The organism is Pseudobutyrivibrio ruminis HUN009, from assembly GCF_000703005.1.
Classification (GTDB): Bacteria; Bacillota; Clostridia; order Lachnospirales; family Lachnospiraceae; genus Pseudobutyrivibrio; species Pseudobutyrivibrio ruminis_A.
Genome location: NZ_JNLH01000001.1, coordinates 536,851 through 555,483 on the forward strand (window position 1 = coordinate 536,851; position 18,633 = coordinate 555,483).

Here is an 18,633-nt window from a genome sequence, read left to right on the forward strand (position 1 = left end):
ATGTTACTCCTCTAACTGCAGCAACCACAGCTGATCACAAGCATTTCGTGCCGTTGGCAAATATGGTGTGCTTGCCGATTCAAGCTGTAAATATAAACCTTTTGATGTCCAAAGGATTTGCTCTGGTCCCTCTGGTAAATGCAATGTTCTATCAGCATTTATGTACTCTGTGTTACTCTCTGAATAATTAAACTCAAGTAAAAATCCTTCATACATTTCATATCCTTGAGTCATTAATATAGTCTTGCTTCCATCTGATAGCTCTCTAAATGTCACACCTTGTATTCTTTCAGGAATTGTAACAGTAGAAATCAATGTTGGATTAACGTAATCCGATATATCGTATTTATTTAATGCACCGTTGGAACCATTTGAATAGCTTCCAACATATAAATATCCATCATCAACAGTCAAGAAGCTGGCTACATGTCCGCCTGCTGCATTATACAAATTTGCATCAAACTGAGCCAATATTTCGCCATTATATGAACCATCCAATACAGCCGCCATTGATAAAGCATATACCATACCATCCATACCAGTTGTCCATAGTATATCATGGTTAGCATCATATGCGATACCTCCCATATGTGCTTTAAATCCTGTGTCTACTATATTTAATAGATTGCCATTTAAATCCATGATATATAAAACACTATTATATTCACCACTTTTACTGTAAGCAGCAGATATTAAGTTGCTAGAAGTTTTTGTAAAGCCCTGGAATATCATATCCGAACAGTATTCAGGCAAGTCTTTTCCATATAAACCAGGCAAGGTGTGACTCCAAACTGCATGATCTGCTAGATATCCATATTCTGGATGGCTCGCAGCCATGGCGACACCAGACTGATTTGTACATACACCATCTACGCCCATTCTGTAAAGGTTTTGTATCTGTTGCGGGCTATCCGCAGTCCATACAAACACCTTACTTCCTGTTTTATGTATCGCGTTAACCAGACTTATACTTACATTTTCTGAATGCAGTCCATAGTATTCAGCTGGTGTATCTGTAAGCATAGATTCATTTGCCACCATTGTGTTGCAAAGAATCTGAACTGATGCATCTATTGCCTTAAACTGCTGCAAATATCCATAATTAAATGACGCGTACACAACTCTATCATGCATGCCATTTTGTTCTATGACATTGTAGATAGCTTCTACAAATCCATCTACTTCTCCAATATCCTTTAGCTCTAGGTAAATTCTAACATCATCATCTTTTACTAAATCCATTAACTCTTGAAGAGTAGGAATCTTTGTACCTGCATATCCATCAGAGAACCATGCGCCAAAATCCATCTGGAGCAATTCATCATATGTATAATCAGCAATTTTTCCACTTACGCCTGTGATTCTAGCTAAATCATCATCGTGGAATAATACTAGCACACCATCTTTTGTTTCCTGGACATCTGTCTCAATCCAGTCTACTCCCAAATCCATAGCAGCCTTAAATGATGGTATTGTATTTTCAGGAGCAACTGCAGGATATCCTCGATGTCCTATAACATCCATCTTTTTACGTGAATCATCAACCGTGTTGATACGGCCATCACTGTAGTACCAAGAGTCACCTTGATCTACTATTTGATACCCCATGTTATCTTCGGTAACAATTGTTCCATCTTCTGCAATACTATATTGCATATATCCTATTGTTCCAGATGGGTTTACAATCGTGTTTTCTGTTGTAACTTGCGCTTGTTCTTTAATTGCAGCTACTCTGAGAGCGTGATTTCTGCCGTATCCTATAACTGCTAATAACAACACAAATATAATAATTCCTGCTGTGGCTCTTTTTATATTCTTATCAAAATCCTGCTCTACTATTATAAATAATAGTGGGTACACGGCCATAATATAGAATCCAATTATTCCATAAGTAAAGAACCCAGCATACTTAGATTCCATGAAAAGAGTCAATAAAGATGGTAATACTTTTATAATTAACAATAATGGTACCGCGCCAAATACGAATCTTATGGTTTTAAGCGAGTTGTTTCCTTCAGTAGAGAATTTTACCCACTTTCTTTCGGCATACCATCCAGCTATCAATCCCATACCAGCTCCGCTATTTGCAAAACATCCATAACGAAGCATTGGAGCGAAGCATATAATCATACCCACAAGCGTAATAGCTAAATCATATCTGCCATCATTTGTATCTGCCCACACTATAACTTTAGCAGTGGCATACATTACTACAATTCCTAATAATAATGCTCCAACAACATCCTGTGGAGTATGAACGCCCAGGTAATTTCTCGAAAACATTACTGCTAAGACAACTAACCAACTAGCAATACCTATAATTCGAGTTTCCTTTTTCTTTTTGAAAAAAACTGTTCCTAATGCTCCCCAGGCAGCTGTTGCTCTAGAAGTATGTCCACTAGGAAATGAAGCATCTCCTGCTCCCGAAAGAGCCGCCTCTACAGGTATAATCCTTGCATCCTTTACCCAAGGCCTCTCTACATTAAAGAATCGCTTAAGCGTCGTATTATAAGTGCATCCAACTCCAACATTCCAGCCCATCAGCGCTCCAGCTTTTTTATCAATGCACCAATACGTAAACGCCATCAAGAGAAATGTAGTCAGCGGTGTTGCTAATTCACTTATAAATAAAAACAACTGGTCGAAAATACTTCCACAAGCTAATCTAGCTTTTTGTATAAAAAGCAGGTAACTAATATCCATCTACCATAATCCCCTAAAAGTTTATTCTCTCTTCTTCTATAACAAGTGGTCTATTCATGATTCGTTTGTTCATGCTAAGAACATACTCACCCAAAAATCCTATAAAGAACAACTGCAGTGATCCCATTACAGATACCATCAAAAGTACCGGATACATTCCAGCAGGATATCTCTCCCAGAATATTAATTTCAGTACCAGATATACCAACGCAACAATAATACTTATGAATGAAAAGATAAACCCTGCGATAGTTGCCACTCTAAGCCCCATCGTTGTATACGAAGTAAATGAAAGCATTGCGGCATCATATAGTGTATAGAAATTGTTGTGAGTCTTTCCTGCTGCACGCTTTGCCTGAGTATACTCTATATCCTTACGCTTATAACCAAGCTCTGCTACAATTCCTCTAAGGAATGGTGTCGGATCCTTTAAATCTCTAAGCACATCAATAAAGCTTTTATCGTATAACCCGAATCCTGTAAAATGCTCTATCTGTTCCACATCACTCATCTTTCTGATTGTTTTGTAATAGCATGAACGAAGGAATCGCATGATTTTATTTTCTTTACTTGCAGTTTTTATACCGCATACAATCTTGTACCCCTTTTCCCACTCTGCTACAAACTTAGGGATAAGTTCTACTGGATCCTGGAAATCGGCACACAAACTAATTGTACAGTCTCCTGTAGTTTGGCACATGGCATGATATGGCGAATTAAACTGTCCAAAATTCTTTGCATTGAAAATTGCTTTAACCTTTGGATTTTCTTTGCATATTCCTCTAATTAAACTTCTGGTATTATCCTTAGAACAATTATCAATAAAAAGAATTTCATAATCATACTGAGGAAGTTCTTTATTCATTACATCCACAACTGCCTTGCTAATAGGAACTACATTTTCTTCCTCGTTATAGCAAGGAATCATTATACTAATCTTTTTCATCAAACTTACCTCTTCTACTGATTAATACTTTCCACAAAGGATCCTATTCCTTTGCTAAACTCAATGGTTGGTTTCCAACCTGTATGTTCTTTTATCTTGCTAACATCTGGCTGAAGTGAAACAAATGGGTTTGCCTTAGTGCCAAAATCTATGATAGACTTCGAATTCAATGTCTCCTTAGCCTCTAACACATAGTCCTTAAGTGGCTTGTAATCACCATTTGCAATATTATATATTTCACCACAATGGCCATTCTCACCAAGAGCAATAATAGCCTTTGCTGCATCCTTCACATGTAAATAGTCCCAGTTCTGCTCGCAGCTACTAAGCCTTACTTCTTCATTCTTACTTAGCTTTCTAAGTAAATCTGGAAGCATACGTCCGCTAGGTTCGTAATCACCATACAAGCTAAATATACGGCCCCATATCCATTCAATACCGAGCTGCTCGCAACGTCGTTTTGACAAATACATTGCAGAAACCTTGGCACTTCCATAGGCATTGATTGGCAATGGCATCCTATCCTCTTTAATTAAATCTGATACAACACCATATTCCGCTTGTGAACCAATTCCCACAAAACGTTTACAATTAAGCTTTTTTGCAGACTCAACTGCCTTTAAATTATAAGCTATATTATTATTTTGAACAACAAAATCATCCCGCTCTCCAAACCAGGCGAGATGATAAAACACATCGCAATCAGTATTAACAGCTTCTGCAATGCTATCAAAGTCATTACAATCACACTCTATTAAGTGTAAACCATTATCTGATTTTGAAAATCTATTATTATGTTCTGAGTTTGGACGAAGTATCGCGTATACCTCGTACCCTTTTTGCAATAGTGCTTCAGTTAAGCTATAGCCAGCAAAACCTGCTGCACCTGTCACAACTGCCTTCATGCACATCCTCTTTCAATATACCTTAACTTATAGAGTATAATATGTTGGCGTTATAAATTCAATTCTTATATCTTTCGAGAGCTTCGAGAGCTCGTCAGATATCCTTTTATTACGCATTTCAGCCCTATCTGAAAATGCATATTCCAAAGTCTTGTCGTAATAATCCTTGCCGTAATACTCCGAATATCCATCAAAGCCTGCAAGCATTACGTTTTTGATTCCAAGCGCCTTTAACAGATTTAAAAGCATGATACCTGAGTTATCTGCAATATCTCTATCATCGGACATATATTTGCAGTAATCAACTATATATTTATCGCTATCATCTGTAGAAAGATTTGATGTAAGTATGCATGGTACTTTGCAGTTATCCTGCATTTTACGATAGCGCTTCATGTTATTGCTAAATACGTAGTCCACTTCTATATCATCCGGGCAGAAATTTATAGCAATCTTGATTATTTCTTTATTCTTGTAATACTGCTGCAGCTTGTCATCACATTCTTTTAATGTATGACCTGGAGCAATTAGCATTATCTGTTTATTAGCAATTGCCGCTTTTAGCTTTTCAACAGACTTTGAATCATCGTAATTTCTACAAAGGAATCTATCATATATCTCTTCTGCTTTTTCTCTAGAAAAGATTGCTCTATTCTCTTCTGGAATGCTTGAAAGGATTTCCATAAAATCACTAGCTGACAAAGAGTCCTTTTCAGCCAGATATATTGCGTAGTTTGGATGGCACTTCATAGTTGCTGATATATAAAGCGGCAATGAATAACCCCAGAACTTATCTCTGTATATATCAGCCAGATACTCGTCCATAATCTCAAGCATTGGCTCAATCTTATAGTCAGTATCGTAGTTTTCATTCATATACTCAGCAAATAATTCTAGGTTAAGGTTTCCAGCACCTCGTCCCATGCCAAATACACAAGCATCTACAAGCACATCTCTTTTAAGATTTAATTCTACAAGTGCTTCTGCATTACCAAAGGCCTGCTGCAAATTATTGTGGGCATGATATGCAAGTGTGATTCCTTCTGCCATGTTGTTATCCGCTATGTATACCATACGCAAAAACTGCTTGCGCTTTATAGCTCCAAATGTATCTACAATGGACATTGCAAAAGGATTTAAGTCATTAAACTTTTTAATTCCATGAATGAATTCTTCATCTGTGTATTCATCCGTATTTACGAAGTTAACTGAAATAAAATATCCTAGTTCCTGGATGTGCTTACAATACTCATAAGCTTCTTCTATTTTATTCTTTTTAAAAATAACTCTTATTCCGTCTATGGATGTCCCATCACATTTTGGAATGCTATCCAGCGCAACTGGTGCACTCATATCAAGCATTCCAACATATTCCATATTAGGGCTCTTTGGTGTAATGAAAGGAATATATGATTCCACCGTCGGAAAAATTGCTCTATCAGGATTAAAATCTGTCTCTTTTAGGAAGCCTACTTCCAGAAACTCTATTCCCGTCCTAGCTATTTTGCTACAAAAGCCTTTGATATTCTGTTCACCAAACATCCAGTCATTTACATAACCGCCATCTCTCAATGTGCAGTCAAGCAAATTTACTTTTCCCATTCTATTCCTCCATCATAGGAACAATCATTATTTCCTTTAGTTCTTCTCGTGGTAAAAATGGAGCCAAATCCTCAAGTGGTGGGCTTACTAATGTTCCATCTTCCAATCTCTTTGTCGAGCTCTTTGGTTCCCATACTTGCTTTGTATCAGTGAAAATTTCGCAGAATAATGGTCCTTCTTCTGCCAACACTTTATCTACCACATTCTTCATTTCTTCATTTGAATGAGCGCTGTAATATGGGTATCCAAAAGCTTTAGCAATTCCCTCAAATTTCGGGAATGATAAATCTCCTGATTCTTCGCCTATACCAACCTTACAATGCTCTTTAAAGAGATTGTTCTGAGTCAGTCTAATTGAGTGGTAACCATTATTGTTTATCAAGAATATTTTAATCGGAAGTTTATTAGTGATGACTGTTTGCAATTCCTGCAAATTCATCATGATACTTCCATCACCTTCGAGACAGATAGTCTCTTTACGTCCGCCACCAATGCATGTACCTATAGCAGCTGGTAATCCATATCCCATGCTGGCTACTGCGCTATTATTGGCCATTCTGCTTCCTTTTTTAATAACATATGTCTGGTTACCAACCACACAACATGCACCATTTGAAACAGCGGTTAAACTATTTTCCGGCAACTTGCTACTCATATATTTTATAAACGCATATACGTTAGCGCCTTCGCCTGTTTCATTCCATTTTGAATCGTCTACTACTGGATAGTTTTTCTTCCAGCTTTGGCATTTCTCAAGCCAATCATTTCCATCGAACAACTTTTCATCTGCAAGGCAACTATTCATTGTTTCAAGGAAATCCTTGGCATCTGCCCAGATTGGCATATCTACATGGATTGTAGGCTTTTTCATTTCCCCTGCATCCACATCAATCATGATAACTTCGGCTTCTCTAGCCCATGTCTTCCAGTTATAACCAACCTGTCTAATGGAAATACGTGTACCAATAGCTACGATTAAATCTGCGTTCTGAATAGCCCAGTTTCCCGGTCTATCTCCCATGTTTCCTGCACGGCCTACATATAATGGGTTATCATCCTCAATCAAATCAACTGCATTCCAATAGGTAACAATTGGAATATTGAGCTTTTCTGCTACCTGACGAAATACATCGTACCCACCTGAAAGGCGTATGCCATAACCAGTATGGAATACAGGTCTTTTAGCATTCTTTATCTTTTCGATAACAGCTTTTACTACTTCCTCGCTTACTTTAGGTGGAAGCTTCGCATCATCTTCAGCTGCGTCATATCCCTTAAGGTCCTCTGTTTCTATGTACATCCCCTGGTAGTTCACTGGGATATCAATCCAGACTGGGCCTGGACGACCAGTGTTTGCCAAGTGCCATGCCTTCTCCAATGAATATCTGATATCCATTGGGTCTTCTATCATAGTTGCATACTTTGTCATTGGCTCTACTGAGCGAACTATATCGTACTCTTGATCACCAACAGCACGAAGTCTTTCACCTGTGTATTGCATAGCATATCTAGCAGTTGTGTCATATCTAACCTGACCGCTGATAATGAACATTGGGATAGAATCAAGCCAGCCACCTAATACTCCAGTGAGCGCATTGGTTCCGCCTGGGCCTGTAGTTACACATACTGCTGCTATTTTATTATCAAGTCTTGCATATGCTTCTGCTGCAATAGCACAAGCTTGCTCATGATGATTGTAAGTTACTTTTAATCCTTCATGATGCCCTAGTGCATCATTGAGGTGCATAGCACCACCACCTACAACACTAAATACATCTGTTACTCCATGTTCTACTAAAAAGTTTGCAACATAATCTGCTAATCTTATCTTCATTTTAACGCCTCTTACTGCTACACAGCCTCAATAATTACCTGAGCCATGTAATCAATCATTTTATCTGTCATTCCTGGATATACGCCTACCCAGAATGAATTGTTCATAACATATTCTGTGTTATCCAAGCTACCAGCGACTCTGTATGCATCTGTATCTCTGATTTGATCAAAACATGGGTGCTTTATCAAGTTTCCAGAGAAGAGAAGGCGAGTCTGCACATTATGCTCTTCAATATATCTTGTAACATCATTTCTGCTCACACCGCTTTCTGGCTTTACAGAAATAATAAAACCGAACCAGCTTGGTTCTGAGTTTTCTGCAGGTGTTGGAAGAACTAGTTTATCTGCCACTGCACTATTAGCAAGTGCGTCATGAAGTCTAGCCCAATTATGACGACGTCTTTCTATAAATGATGGGAACTTCTTGAGCTGTTCCACGCCAACTGCAGCCTGTAAATCTGTAACTTTGAGATTATATCCAAAATGGCTATAAACATACTTATGGTCATATCCCTGTGGAAGCTGACCATACTGTCCGTCATATCTGTGGCCACAGAAATTATCCTGACCAGATGGACAGATGCAATCGCGTCCCCAATCACGGTATGAGAGAATCATTCTATGAAGAAGTGGATTATTAGTATATACACATCCTCCTTCTCCCATGGTCATATGATGAGGTGGGTAGAATGAAGATGTTCCTATATCTCCCAATGTACCTGTGAATTTTGTTTCACCATCAATTGTGTACTTTGTACCAAGAGCATCGCAGTTGTCCTCTACAAGCCAAAGATTATGCTTATCACAGAACTCCTTTACAGTCTTAAGATCAAATGGATTTCCAAGTGTATGAGCAATCATAACTGCTTTTGTCTTTGGGCTGAGTGCAGCCTCAAGCTTTGTAACATCAATATTGTACTGAGGCACTGTAACGTCAACAAATACTGGTACCGCTCCATATTGAAGTATTGGTGTAACAGTAGTTGGGAATCCAGCTGCAACTGTGATAACCTCATCACCACGCTTAATCTGTCTATCTCCAAGCTCTGGAGCTGTTAATGTCATAAACGCAATTAAGTTTGCTGATGAACCGGAATTTACAAGATGCGCAAATTTCACACCAATCCACTCAGCAAACTCTTTTTCAAACTGATTTGAAAATCTTCCTGTAGTGAGCCAAAAATCAAGCATGGCATCTGTAAGAGCCTGCATCTCTTTTTCATCATAAACACGGGATGCATAGCTAATACGATCACCTGGCTTAAAATTTTCTTTTGATTCACTAGACTTTTTAAAATCGTTATAATAATCGGCCACCATGGCCTTTATCTGTTCTCTTGCTTCTTCTTCATTCTTCCAATTGGACAATTCTATTTCCTCCAAACTAATTCTGTTCCCATTTCATCCAAGGGGCTTTACCTGCCTTTATAAGCTTTTCCAAGGTTTCCTTTTCACGCATATTATCCATGCACTGCCAGAATCCCTTATGAATATAGCTCATAAGCTCTCCTTGCTCTGCAAGCTTTTCTAATGGACCACGCTCAAGGACAGTTCTATCTCCATCGATATAATCGAAAATCTTTGGTTCAAAAACCATATATCCCGCATTGATAGGCACCCCATCATCAAGCTTTTTCTCTCTGAATGACTTTACTGCATTATCTCCGCCTATATCCAAAATACCCTTAGTCTGATCCTGAAGTACTGCTGTCAGTGTAGCAATCTTATTATTTTCCTTGTGGAATTCAATAAGCTTATTAATATCTACATCACAAACACCATCGCCATATGTCATTAAGAACGTCTCATCGCCAACATATTCCTGAATACGTTTGATACGACCACCAGTCATAGTGTCTAAGCCGGTATCAACTATGGTGACTTTCCATGGCTCTACATTTGATTTATGAATAATCATTTCATTTGAGCCATTTCTATAGTCAAAGCTGATATCACTTTTTCTCATGAAATAATCCGCAAACCACTGCTTTATCACCTGCTGCTTGTATCCAGCACAAATAATAAACTCATTGTGTCCATAGTATGAGTATTCCTTCATGATATGCCAAATAATAGGCTGTTCCCCTATATCTATCATTGGCTTTGGCTTATATATAGATTCTTCTGAAATTCTGGTGCCGAGTCCACCAGCTAGTAATACGACTTTCACTAGTTTCGCTCCTTAGATTTTATACATAACAAATATCCTGTTGATATCACTATAAATGTCATAATAAATAAACATAACGAACTTCGAATTTTTTCTTCAAATGTGTACTCCTCATAAGTATTAAATGTAATTGCATTTGCATCAAATTCTACATCTAATCCCTCACCGATATCCAGTCTATACAACGTTCCTGCCGGACATTCAACATCTAATAAGTACGAATCCCGTCTTGCAGCTATTTTAAATGGGATTGAATTCTCTGCTTTTATTTCACCGTTCTCATCGGCCCAAAATAGTTCAGAAAATATCATTTCTTCCCCATAAAATCCTTTATTATATTGAGATTCAGGACTAGAATACATAGTAACCTCAATATCCACCTGGTATACATCTTTATCACACACGAAATATATACATGGATCTGGCTGAGTTGATATGTAATGGTTACCATCCACATCATATCCATTAGAATCAAATTGACTCCAATCAGTATATGTTATTTCATCGTAATGATAAAACATATCTTTTTTAAAAAAATAACACGCTAAACCAGTCAGTATTAAAGATATTAATATGCAAAAAACAAATATTTTTATTAATTCTCTTATTTTAATTCTCATAAATCACTCATTTACCAAATTTAATAGCTCTATTTGGCTATATATTCATAAAATAGATTATTATCTGTATAAGATGAAAAATTTATTCCCTCTAGAATGCTATTAGATCCCACGCTTAGTTTTCCTGATTCTACATATTCACTTTGATTAATAGCTGTACGAATAAACTCTTCCGTTGGAGTTATCATTCCCACTAAAAGGGTTCCTACGATAAAGACCATTTTTTTTGTATTTTTTTTCTCAAATGCATCACTCATACATTCTATAACAGCTATATAAAGAACAAAAAGCCCCGGTATACTTGCCCTCATACAAAAATCTATGCTAGTTCCTATTGTTATTAATGGACATCCAAGCAAAACTATCAAACTACAAACATATATTTTATTATTTCTACCCTCTTTTATTGTAAATAAAACATATAATCCGATTTCTATCAACAAAAAGATAATATATGTGAAAAGATTATTATCTTGTGTTTTCTCATTTCCACTACCAGAAATAAAATTTATAAGATAGCCCAATACAACTATTATTGTAACCAAGCCAACATAACTAGCCACTTTTATTTTAGTATTATCATGAATTTTATTCTTGATATTTTCTAGATTTATTTTAAACCCTTTTATTTTTATAAAATAATAAATAATACAAGCAAAAATCAATATAAAAATAGCTATTCCAATTAGCTTATATATTAATTCTGGTGAATATGCTATGGCTCCATTTCCAATAAACAGCATTATTAGAACAATACCACACAGTCCACCAATCATGTTTTCATATGTAATACAAGACTCAAAGAATACTTTTAAAAATCGTTTTCCGCTATATTTCTTTTTCCTCATGATATTGTTATATATGACAACTAGTACTATGGGCGCCAATCCCACCATTGGAAGTGTAGATGAAAATATTCCAGCCGCCATAATTAAAACTACACCTGCGTTTGTTTCTTCCAAAATAATTGCTGTGATAATCCATGCATATATTGCCTGATTAAAAACCCAAAACAATTGGGTTGTCATGCTAGAATATTGATAACCACTTATCCAATTTTCTATGTGATCACCTATTGCATATTCGACAAAGTTTCCTTGATTGAATACTATCTGTCCAACAATATCCAAGCCACTAAAAAATATAAATACAATCAACGGCCAAATCAATACTCTTTTAAATCGTCTACAAACTAACAAATATGCAAGTGTCACTCCAACAATAGCCCATATAAGCTGCGCAAAATATCCAGAGTCGACGCCAAAAAGTTTACCAACAACTGCTGGTACCATCCAAAAGCCTACGTAATATGATAAACCTTTAGTTCCACTACTTGTCCCTACAACCACAGGCCACTTATAGTTTACCAATATCTCAAAAATTTCATTTCGCCAATAATGATCTTCATTTTGCCAAAAAAAACCACCTACGCCAGATACTAATACCCAGGCCGAAATGATTAATACTATGACTATTATTTTTAAAACATCAATTTTAGTCGTTGAAACCAACTGTGTTTTAGTACTGCCTATCATAGAATACAAACTAATTACAATACCTATAGTAAGAGGAATCCCTACCAAATACAGCTTAGTCCACCCTAATAAAAAAATCGCTAACGGTGCCAATATATATATATATGCTAACGATTTTAATATGTCTTTTTTTTGCATTGAATTATCCTTTCACTAACTTCCTTGCATTCGCTCATAAAAAAAGAATCTCTTGTTATTAACAACATAACTATATACGTACATGCACCTACAAAAGTAATCAAAAGAGTATGCTGTACTGAACTACTTAGATTTCTGCTCAACATATATACTATGCAATACATAACCATCCCAGCCAATATATAATTGCGACTATTTGCTATAATATTCTTGATGCTTATCGTTTTTCTAACATAAACCAATTGTACTATAGCAATTATACTCTCTGCCATTACAGATGCTACCGCTGCACCTTCCGCCTCTAGGAAATATATAAGAAATAAATTTAATATGAAATTAGATATCGCACCTAATATAACAGTTTTTGTATAAATGTTTTGTTGTCCTGTTGGTATTAAGTACTGATTGCCTGTAACCGTATTAATGCCTATAGCTATTATCAAAAAAGCTAATATCTGAACAAGTGGAATAGCTCCTAAAAATTCCTCTCCCAGAAACCAAGGAACTAAATTACTTGCTACCCCTACCAAGCCTAAGCATAATGGTACTCCTAAGAACATGACAAATCTATAAGATTTATACATCAGTTCTTGTATTCCATTAAAATCTTGTTTCTTAAAATAAAACCCTATTCTTGGAATCATAACTGTTCCAAGAGAAGTTACTATCGTCAATACTACACGGCATAACTTTGTTGCCTGCTCATAATACCCATTTTGTGCAGCATCCATAGTTATTTTGCCAATCATTGTTTTGTCTAATACTGTGTATATTTGTATTGCTATTGTTGGAATGAATAACGAAAGTACTACTTTGCAATTATTAAACGGATGAAGTTTAGATATAGGAACTTTTACTATATATTTACGTAATCTTGGCCACAAAGATATATTACCCAAAACTGTAAACATACCAAGACCAAGAGCATATTTCGCTATGTCATCTGGCTCCTTAACAAAATTGAAGTAATATAAAATCTGTAATATTTTTATTATTGCGTTTCTTAATATGATAATACCAAATTCTTCAACTCCATAGAAAAACCAAGTAACATCAAAGAAAACCACCAGTATATTAGCCGATAAAACTATATATACTAAATCTTGCTTACATAGAGCATATGCAAGATAAAACACAAACACAATTCCCGATATTAAAAATCCCAGTATTTTTGTATCCCAAAACACTCTAGAACGCTCTTCTGCAGAATCTTGATAGTACGAAATCTCTCGTTGTCCAAAAGTCGCTATTCCCATACTTGCAAACAATACAAAGTACGAAGTTATCGATTCAGCATAGCTTACGCTTCCTACTCCTTCACTTCCTAAAACCCTTGATATATATGGTGTGGTAATAAGTGGTACAAAAACCATCAATGTTTGATATATCACATTGTATATGTAGTTCTTCTTTATGCTTTTTTTTGCCATATCAATCTACTTTTTTAGTTTTCTTGTAAATATTAGATATGATTATATATCCTAAATAGTTTTTACAACATAATGCAAGAGCTTTATGTTTTTTATCAATAGCCAGTTTATATGTTTCAAAAATCTTTTGAGAATAGTCATTTAATTCAATCCACACTTGTCTATTAGTTGGACATATCATAAACATAGCATATTGATTAGCTGCCACTTTAGAAATATAATCTATCAAGCCATTTGCTATTGATTTATTTTTAGCTACATTCACGGATTGCAAACATTCAAAAACCACTCTCATGTGATCCTTGTAATGCTTTTTTATTCCAGAAAAACTTACACTTTGACCACTTCTTCCCAATCTATAGCAATAAACATAAATAGGGACATAATGATAAGTCTTTGACATAAGTGCTGTTTTAAAAACATATTCTACATCTGTATAAAAACATTTCTCTTGTATTGATATTTTTTTTAGCAATTCCGTTTTTACGCATAAACTATGTATTGATGGAAAAGTATTATTACAAAATATCTCTTCGTACAATCCTGCTGATTCTTCTTTAAGATATTTAACAAGAGTTTCATCTTTTTCATTACCATCTATAAATGATTTCCAATTTGTCAGTACTAAATCAGCGTTTTCTTTTTCAAGCACACTTACAAGCTCTAGCATAGCCGTTGTATCGCAGTAATCGTCGCCATCCAATTGATAAAAGTATTTTCCTCTAGCTGAATCTGCTCCACTATTAATAGTTGAGCCCCATCCACCATTCTCTTTGTTTACTATTCTAAATATCTCAGGAAATCTATCGACATATTCTTCTGCAATTCGAACTGATGAATCCGTTGAGCCATCATTAATAATTAAAACTTCCAGTTTCCCTTTAAAGCGATTATCGCAAAATGAATCCAGACATCTTGATATATATTTTTCCACATTATATGTTGCGACCGCAACGCTTACAGCTATATTATCGTTTTCACTCATCTAATTATGGTTTAATCCTCTCTATATCATCTCACATGAACAAGCTTTGCAGCAATATTCAATAAAGGCATTATTACCCTTACAATTTGTCCTAGTAATGAAACTCTATCAATTCTTGGCCCTAGATTGTTAGAATCAATTTTTACCGCTTCCCAATATCTCCACCAAGCAATAACATACAGCTTAACCTTTTGCATTCCTCTTATCGACGCATATGGTAAAACATTTTCTATTCTAGAAATATAGTGATATAGGAATCCAACAATATTTCTTTCTTTGAATACCTTTTGATTTTTTGTAATTCCATCTTGTTGATATTCTACATACCTGAACACGTCGTTTGTTAATAACATCTTGTATCTTACTCCGATTTGATCAAAAAGCCATGCTTCATTAACAAACTTTGTATTATCAGGTTCTGGAAATCTGTATTTTTTTAATATCTCTGTTTTATCTACAGACAAACAATCTATAATATCCATTTTAAATGGTAATACAAAATGATAATCGAAATATGAAGATATCAAATCTTCCTTAGCAAACAAATCTCCAATAATCTTATTGTTACTAATATCGATTGACCGCCCCATTACCCCACTATAACTCATATCATTGTCGATTTTTTGGCAATAGTTATATATATTTTCAAAAGCTTTTTCAGTAAAATAATCATCCGAATCGAATATTATAAAATATTTACCCGTCGCATTGTCTAGGCCAACATTAATTGCTGTATGCTTACCACCATTAACCTTATAATAATACTTATACTTCTTTTCTAGTCCATAGTTAGTAATATAAGTTTCCACAACTTCTCTAGTATTATCTACTGAGCCATCATCTATTATCAATACTTCATAAGAATCAAATTGTTGTTTTCGTATACTTTCTAACGTCCTTATTAATAAGTTTGCCCTATTATATGTGGGAATACATATAGTAAAATATGGTTCCAAACTTGTATTATCCATTCTACTCTCCAACATATTGGTTTTGCATTATTTCTCTTATCTTAGCCCAATTTGTTTTTGCGCAATTATCTTTATCTAATTCACACTTTCTTCTTTGCATACCGTGTACAAAAAATGTAATCATAAATACAAAGAAATATCTGTTACCACTTGGCTCCATAAAGAAATATATAAAACAATTTATAGTTGATGCAATCAAAATATATTTTATCAAATCATTTTTATTTTTATTTAATGCAAGCATTGCTGCATCCTTTAGTACAAAAAGCTCATATACTGCTATATAGAAAAATGCAGTTAATCCAAATTCTTTGCCGAATTCCATATATGTATTATGACTAGTATTAAATGCTGTTCCAAATACTCCTAGTGCATAACCTGTATCAGGATTTTTCATCATTTCGCTCCAAGCTGCCCTAAATATTTGGAATCTTATATTATGAAAAATACCACCACTTCCAGATAGATATGAATTAGAGTACATATCATGTAATCCGAACAAATTTATTTTGAAAGCCACAAAAAAAGCTGCAACAAAAGCTACTAATCCAAGTGCAACACCAATTATAGTTTTTCGAATTTTTTGTGATAATTCGCTCCATCTATCAAAAATAAATACTAATGCAAGTGCGCATATATCTATCATCAAGAAAAAGAGATTAAAGCGCCCTTCTACCATCACATCTATGATTTGAAGTACAACATTCAATAATATAACTATTGAAAATAACACCTTATATCTTTTCCAAAACATAATTGCAGCAAAAGCCATGCTAGTAACAAAAATAAACTCAAAATCAAATAACGTTCTAGCTTGTTCTGTTCCTGACCAAAATCTATTCCAGTTTTCAGTTTGTAATTCTTCCAATTGTAAATTAACACTAAAATCCAGCATCGCCTGAACATACATACCAAAAGCCAATGCAAGCATTGATATAAATATTCTTTTATCAGACTCTGTCTTTTTATTCCCAACTATTTCTTTTCCAAAGGCGTATACCAAAACTGGAATCACAGTCTTATATTTTAAATCATAATCTACAAACCCTAAATCTCTAGAGGCCCCAAAATAATACAAGGCAAATAAGAGTAGAAACCTAATGTCAAACTCGATTTTTCCGCGATTAAATACACCATAAACCACATAGAACGCCAATACAAACATTAGCATATTCATGTTAGTGTTTTGCCCTATATAGTAATACATCGCACCATATATAAAAACAAAACCAACCATGATGTAGTAAAGAATTATGTCATTTTTCTCGTTAAATATTTTCTCTTTCATAAATTAAATCTCCTAAAACTGGAAATAAATAAACTCCTGCCCTGTAATATCCATCGAAAAGATAATCATAAGCATACAGCTCCAATAAAGAGCGTATCTAATAATAAAGTTTCTTCTTGAAATCCATTCAACAAGAAGTGTCTTGTTGCCCTGATTTCCATTTGCTCTCATTACGCTTGAAATGAAAAGAACTAAGGTACCTACCATTAGCATTCCCATATTTCTCATATCAAGACCAAGCGCCCAAAGATCAACCTTTATAGTAGCAAGATTTGCTGTATATAAAGAATTCTTTAAAACAGTAAACGCATCTCCTATGCTGTTTGCTCTAAAGAATACCCATGCTATATCTACAAAAATAAAGGTTACAACAATCTTACAAACATATAGTAATTTATTATCTGGGTCAATCTTTGTCTTTTCTAAAAGCTTGTCTGTGAATGGTTTTAATACATCCTCTATAATCTGATAGATGCCGTGAAGCACACCCCAGAAAATATAAGTAAATGCTGCACCATGCCATAATCCGCTGACAAAGAAAGTAACCATAATGTTGAAATACTTTCTGATTCTGCCTTTGCGATTGCCGCCCAATGGAATATATAAATAGTCCCTAAGCCATGTGCTAAGTGATATGTGCCATCTGCGCCAAAAATCCTTTATAGATGTGGCAAAATACGGCAAATGAAAGTTTTCCATAAGGTCATATCCAAGCACTCTAGCTGCTCCAATAGCTATTGTAGAATAGCTCATGAAATCACAATATATCTGAAGCGCAAACAATACACTTGCAAGCACAAGCTGATATCCAAAATAGCCAGACACGTTATTATACACTGTATCTACTAAAATTGCACATCTATCGGCAATTACCATCTTTAAGAAGTAGCCCCACATCATGGTGAGAAGACCGCTTTGTACATTGTCATAGTTGAACTCACCTGGTGTAGCAAGCTGCTTTAACAGATTCTTTGAACGCTCAATTGGACCTGCCACAAGCTGTGGGAAGAAGGATACGAACAAAGCATATCTGAAGAAGTTTTTCTCGGCATATATTTCATCGCGATATACATCCATTGTGTAGCTAAGAGCCTGGAAAATATAGAATGAAACACCTACTGGAAGTACTACATCAAATACTGGCGCTGTTACCGTAATGCCAAGCTTTGCCATGATTCTTGTGATTGTATCCATGGCAAAATTGATATATTTGAAATAAAAGAGCAATCCAATGTTCAAAACAAAGCTAGCAGCTACAGTCCAGTTTTTTATTCTAGTGATTTGTGCTTCGGCCTTGCCTGAGTTTTTTGCCAATTCCATTACAAGACCACTAAGGTATGTAACAACTGTGGATGCCACTAAAAGCACTATATACTTTGGATTCCAACACATGTAGTAAAAATAACTACAGATTAACAGCCAATAATTTCTGATTTTCTTTGGAAAAATAAAATATAAAAGCACTGCTATCGGAAAAAACAATAAAAATTCTGTTGAATTAAAT

Annotated in this window: 14 protein-coding genes; all 14 read right to left on the reverse strand. The window is 35.2% G+C overall.

Annotated features, from left to right (window positions below; all coding sequences use genetic code 11):
- Positions 1-3 precede the first annotated feature (3 nt).
- From BO15_RS0102420 to BO15_RS0102485, 14 genes are read right to left on the reverse strand one after another with little or no spacing between them, the layout of a single operon-like run.
- Positions 4-2,703 carry a glycerophosphodiester phosphodiesterase family protein gene (locus BO15_RS0102420; RefSeq protein WP_081828527.1) on the reverse strand — a complete coding sequence of 900 codons (2,700 nt, stop codon included), beginning with the start codon at positions 2,701-2,703 and terminating at the stop codon, positions 4-6.
- A gap of 13 nt (positions 2,704-2,716) precedes the next feature.
- Positions 2,717-3,649 (reverse strand): glycosyltransferase family 2 protein, encoded by a 933-nt coding sequence (locus BO15_RS0102425; protein WP_033152016.1) that lies wholly within the window; start codon positions 3,647-3,649, stop codon positions 2,717-2,719.
- Positions 3,650-3,663: 14 nt separating this feature from the next.
- Positions 3,664-4,554, reverse strand: a complete 891-nt coding sequence (locus BO15_RS0102430) for an NAD-dependent epimerase/dehydratase family protein (protein WP_033152018.1) — start codon at positions 4,552-4,554, stop codon at positions 3,664-3,666.
- Positions 4,555-4,581: 27 nt separating this feature from the next.
- Complete coding sequence (locus tag BO15_RS0102435) at positions 4,582-6,156, reverse strand: hypothetical protein (RefSeq protein WP_033152020.1); 1,575 nt, start codon at positions 6,154-6,156, stop codon at positions 4,582-4,584.
- A gap of 1 nt (position 6,157) precedes the next feature.
- On the reverse strand, positions 6,158-7,990 hold the full coding sequence (locus tag BO15_RS0102440) for a thiamine pyrophosphate-binding protein (protein ID WP_033152023.1): 1,833 nt from the start codon (positions 7,988-7,990) through the stop codon (positions 6,158-6,160).
- A gap of 17 nt (positions 7,991-8,007) precedes the next feature.
- Positions 8,008-9,360, reverse strand: coding sequence for a lipopolysaccharide biosynthesis protein RfbH (gene rfbH / locus BO15_RS0102445; RefSeq protein WP_033152025.1), 1,353 nt, complete (start codon positions 9,358-9,360; stop codon positions 8,008-8,010).
- Between the two features lie 16 nt (positions 9,361-9,376).
- A complete protein-coding gene (gene rfbF / locus BO15_RS0102450) occupies positions 9,377-10,162 on the reverse strand; it encodes a glucose-1-phosphate cytidylyltransferase (protein WP_033152027.1) in 786 nt (261 codons plus the stop codon).
- Positions 10,162-10,782 (reverse strand): hypothetical protein, encoded by a 621-nt coding sequence (locus BO15_RS0102455; RefSeq protein WP_033152034.1) that lies wholly within the window; start codon positions 10,780-10,782, stop codon positions 10,162-10,164. The genes rfbF and BO15_RS0102455 overlap by 1 nt, the downstream gene beginning before the upstream one ends.
- A gap of 29 nt (positions 10,783-10,811) precedes the next feature.
- Complete coding sequence (locus tag BO15_RS0102460; protein WP_033152036.1) at positions 10,812-12,455, reverse strand: hypothetical protein; 1,644 nt, start codon at positions 12,453-12,455, stop codon at positions 10,812-10,814.
- Positions 12,434-13,885: a flippase gene (locus tag BO15_RS0102465; RefSeq protein WP_033152038.1), complete on the reverse strand. Its 1,452-nt coding sequence runs from the start codon at positions 13,883-13,885 to the stop codon at positions 12,434-12,436. The genes BO15_RS0102460 and BO15_RS0102465 overlap by 22 nt, the downstream gene beginning before the upstream one ends.
- Before the next feature lies 1 nt (position 13,886).
- Entirely contained in the window at positions 13,887-14,870 is a 984-nt protein-coding gene (locus tag BO15_RS0102470) for a glycosyltransferase family 2 protein (protein ID WP_052169728.1), read from the reverse strand.
- A 26-nt stretch (positions 14,871-14,896) separates the two neighbouring features.
- Positions 14,897-15,841, reverse strand: a complete 945-nt coding sequence (locus BO15_RS0102475; protein WP_033152044.1) for a glycosyltransferase family 2 protein — start codon at positions 15,839-15,841, stop codon at positions 14,897-14,899.
- 1 nt (position 15,842) lies between these two features.
- Positions 15,843-17,129, reverse strand: a complete 1,287-nt coding sequence (locus tag BO15_RS0102480; protein ID WP_033152046.1) for a hypothetical protein — start codon at positions 17,127-17,129, stop codon at positions 15,843-15,845.
- 12 nt (positions 17,130-17,141) lie between these two features.
- Positions 17,142-18,521 (reverse strand): MBOAT family O-acyltransferase, encoded by a 1,380-nt coding sequence (locus BO15_RS0102485; protein WP_242843747.1) that lies wholly within the window; start codon positions 18,519-18,521, stop codon positions 17,142-17,144.
- Positions 18,522-18,633: the final 112 nt, after the last annotated feature.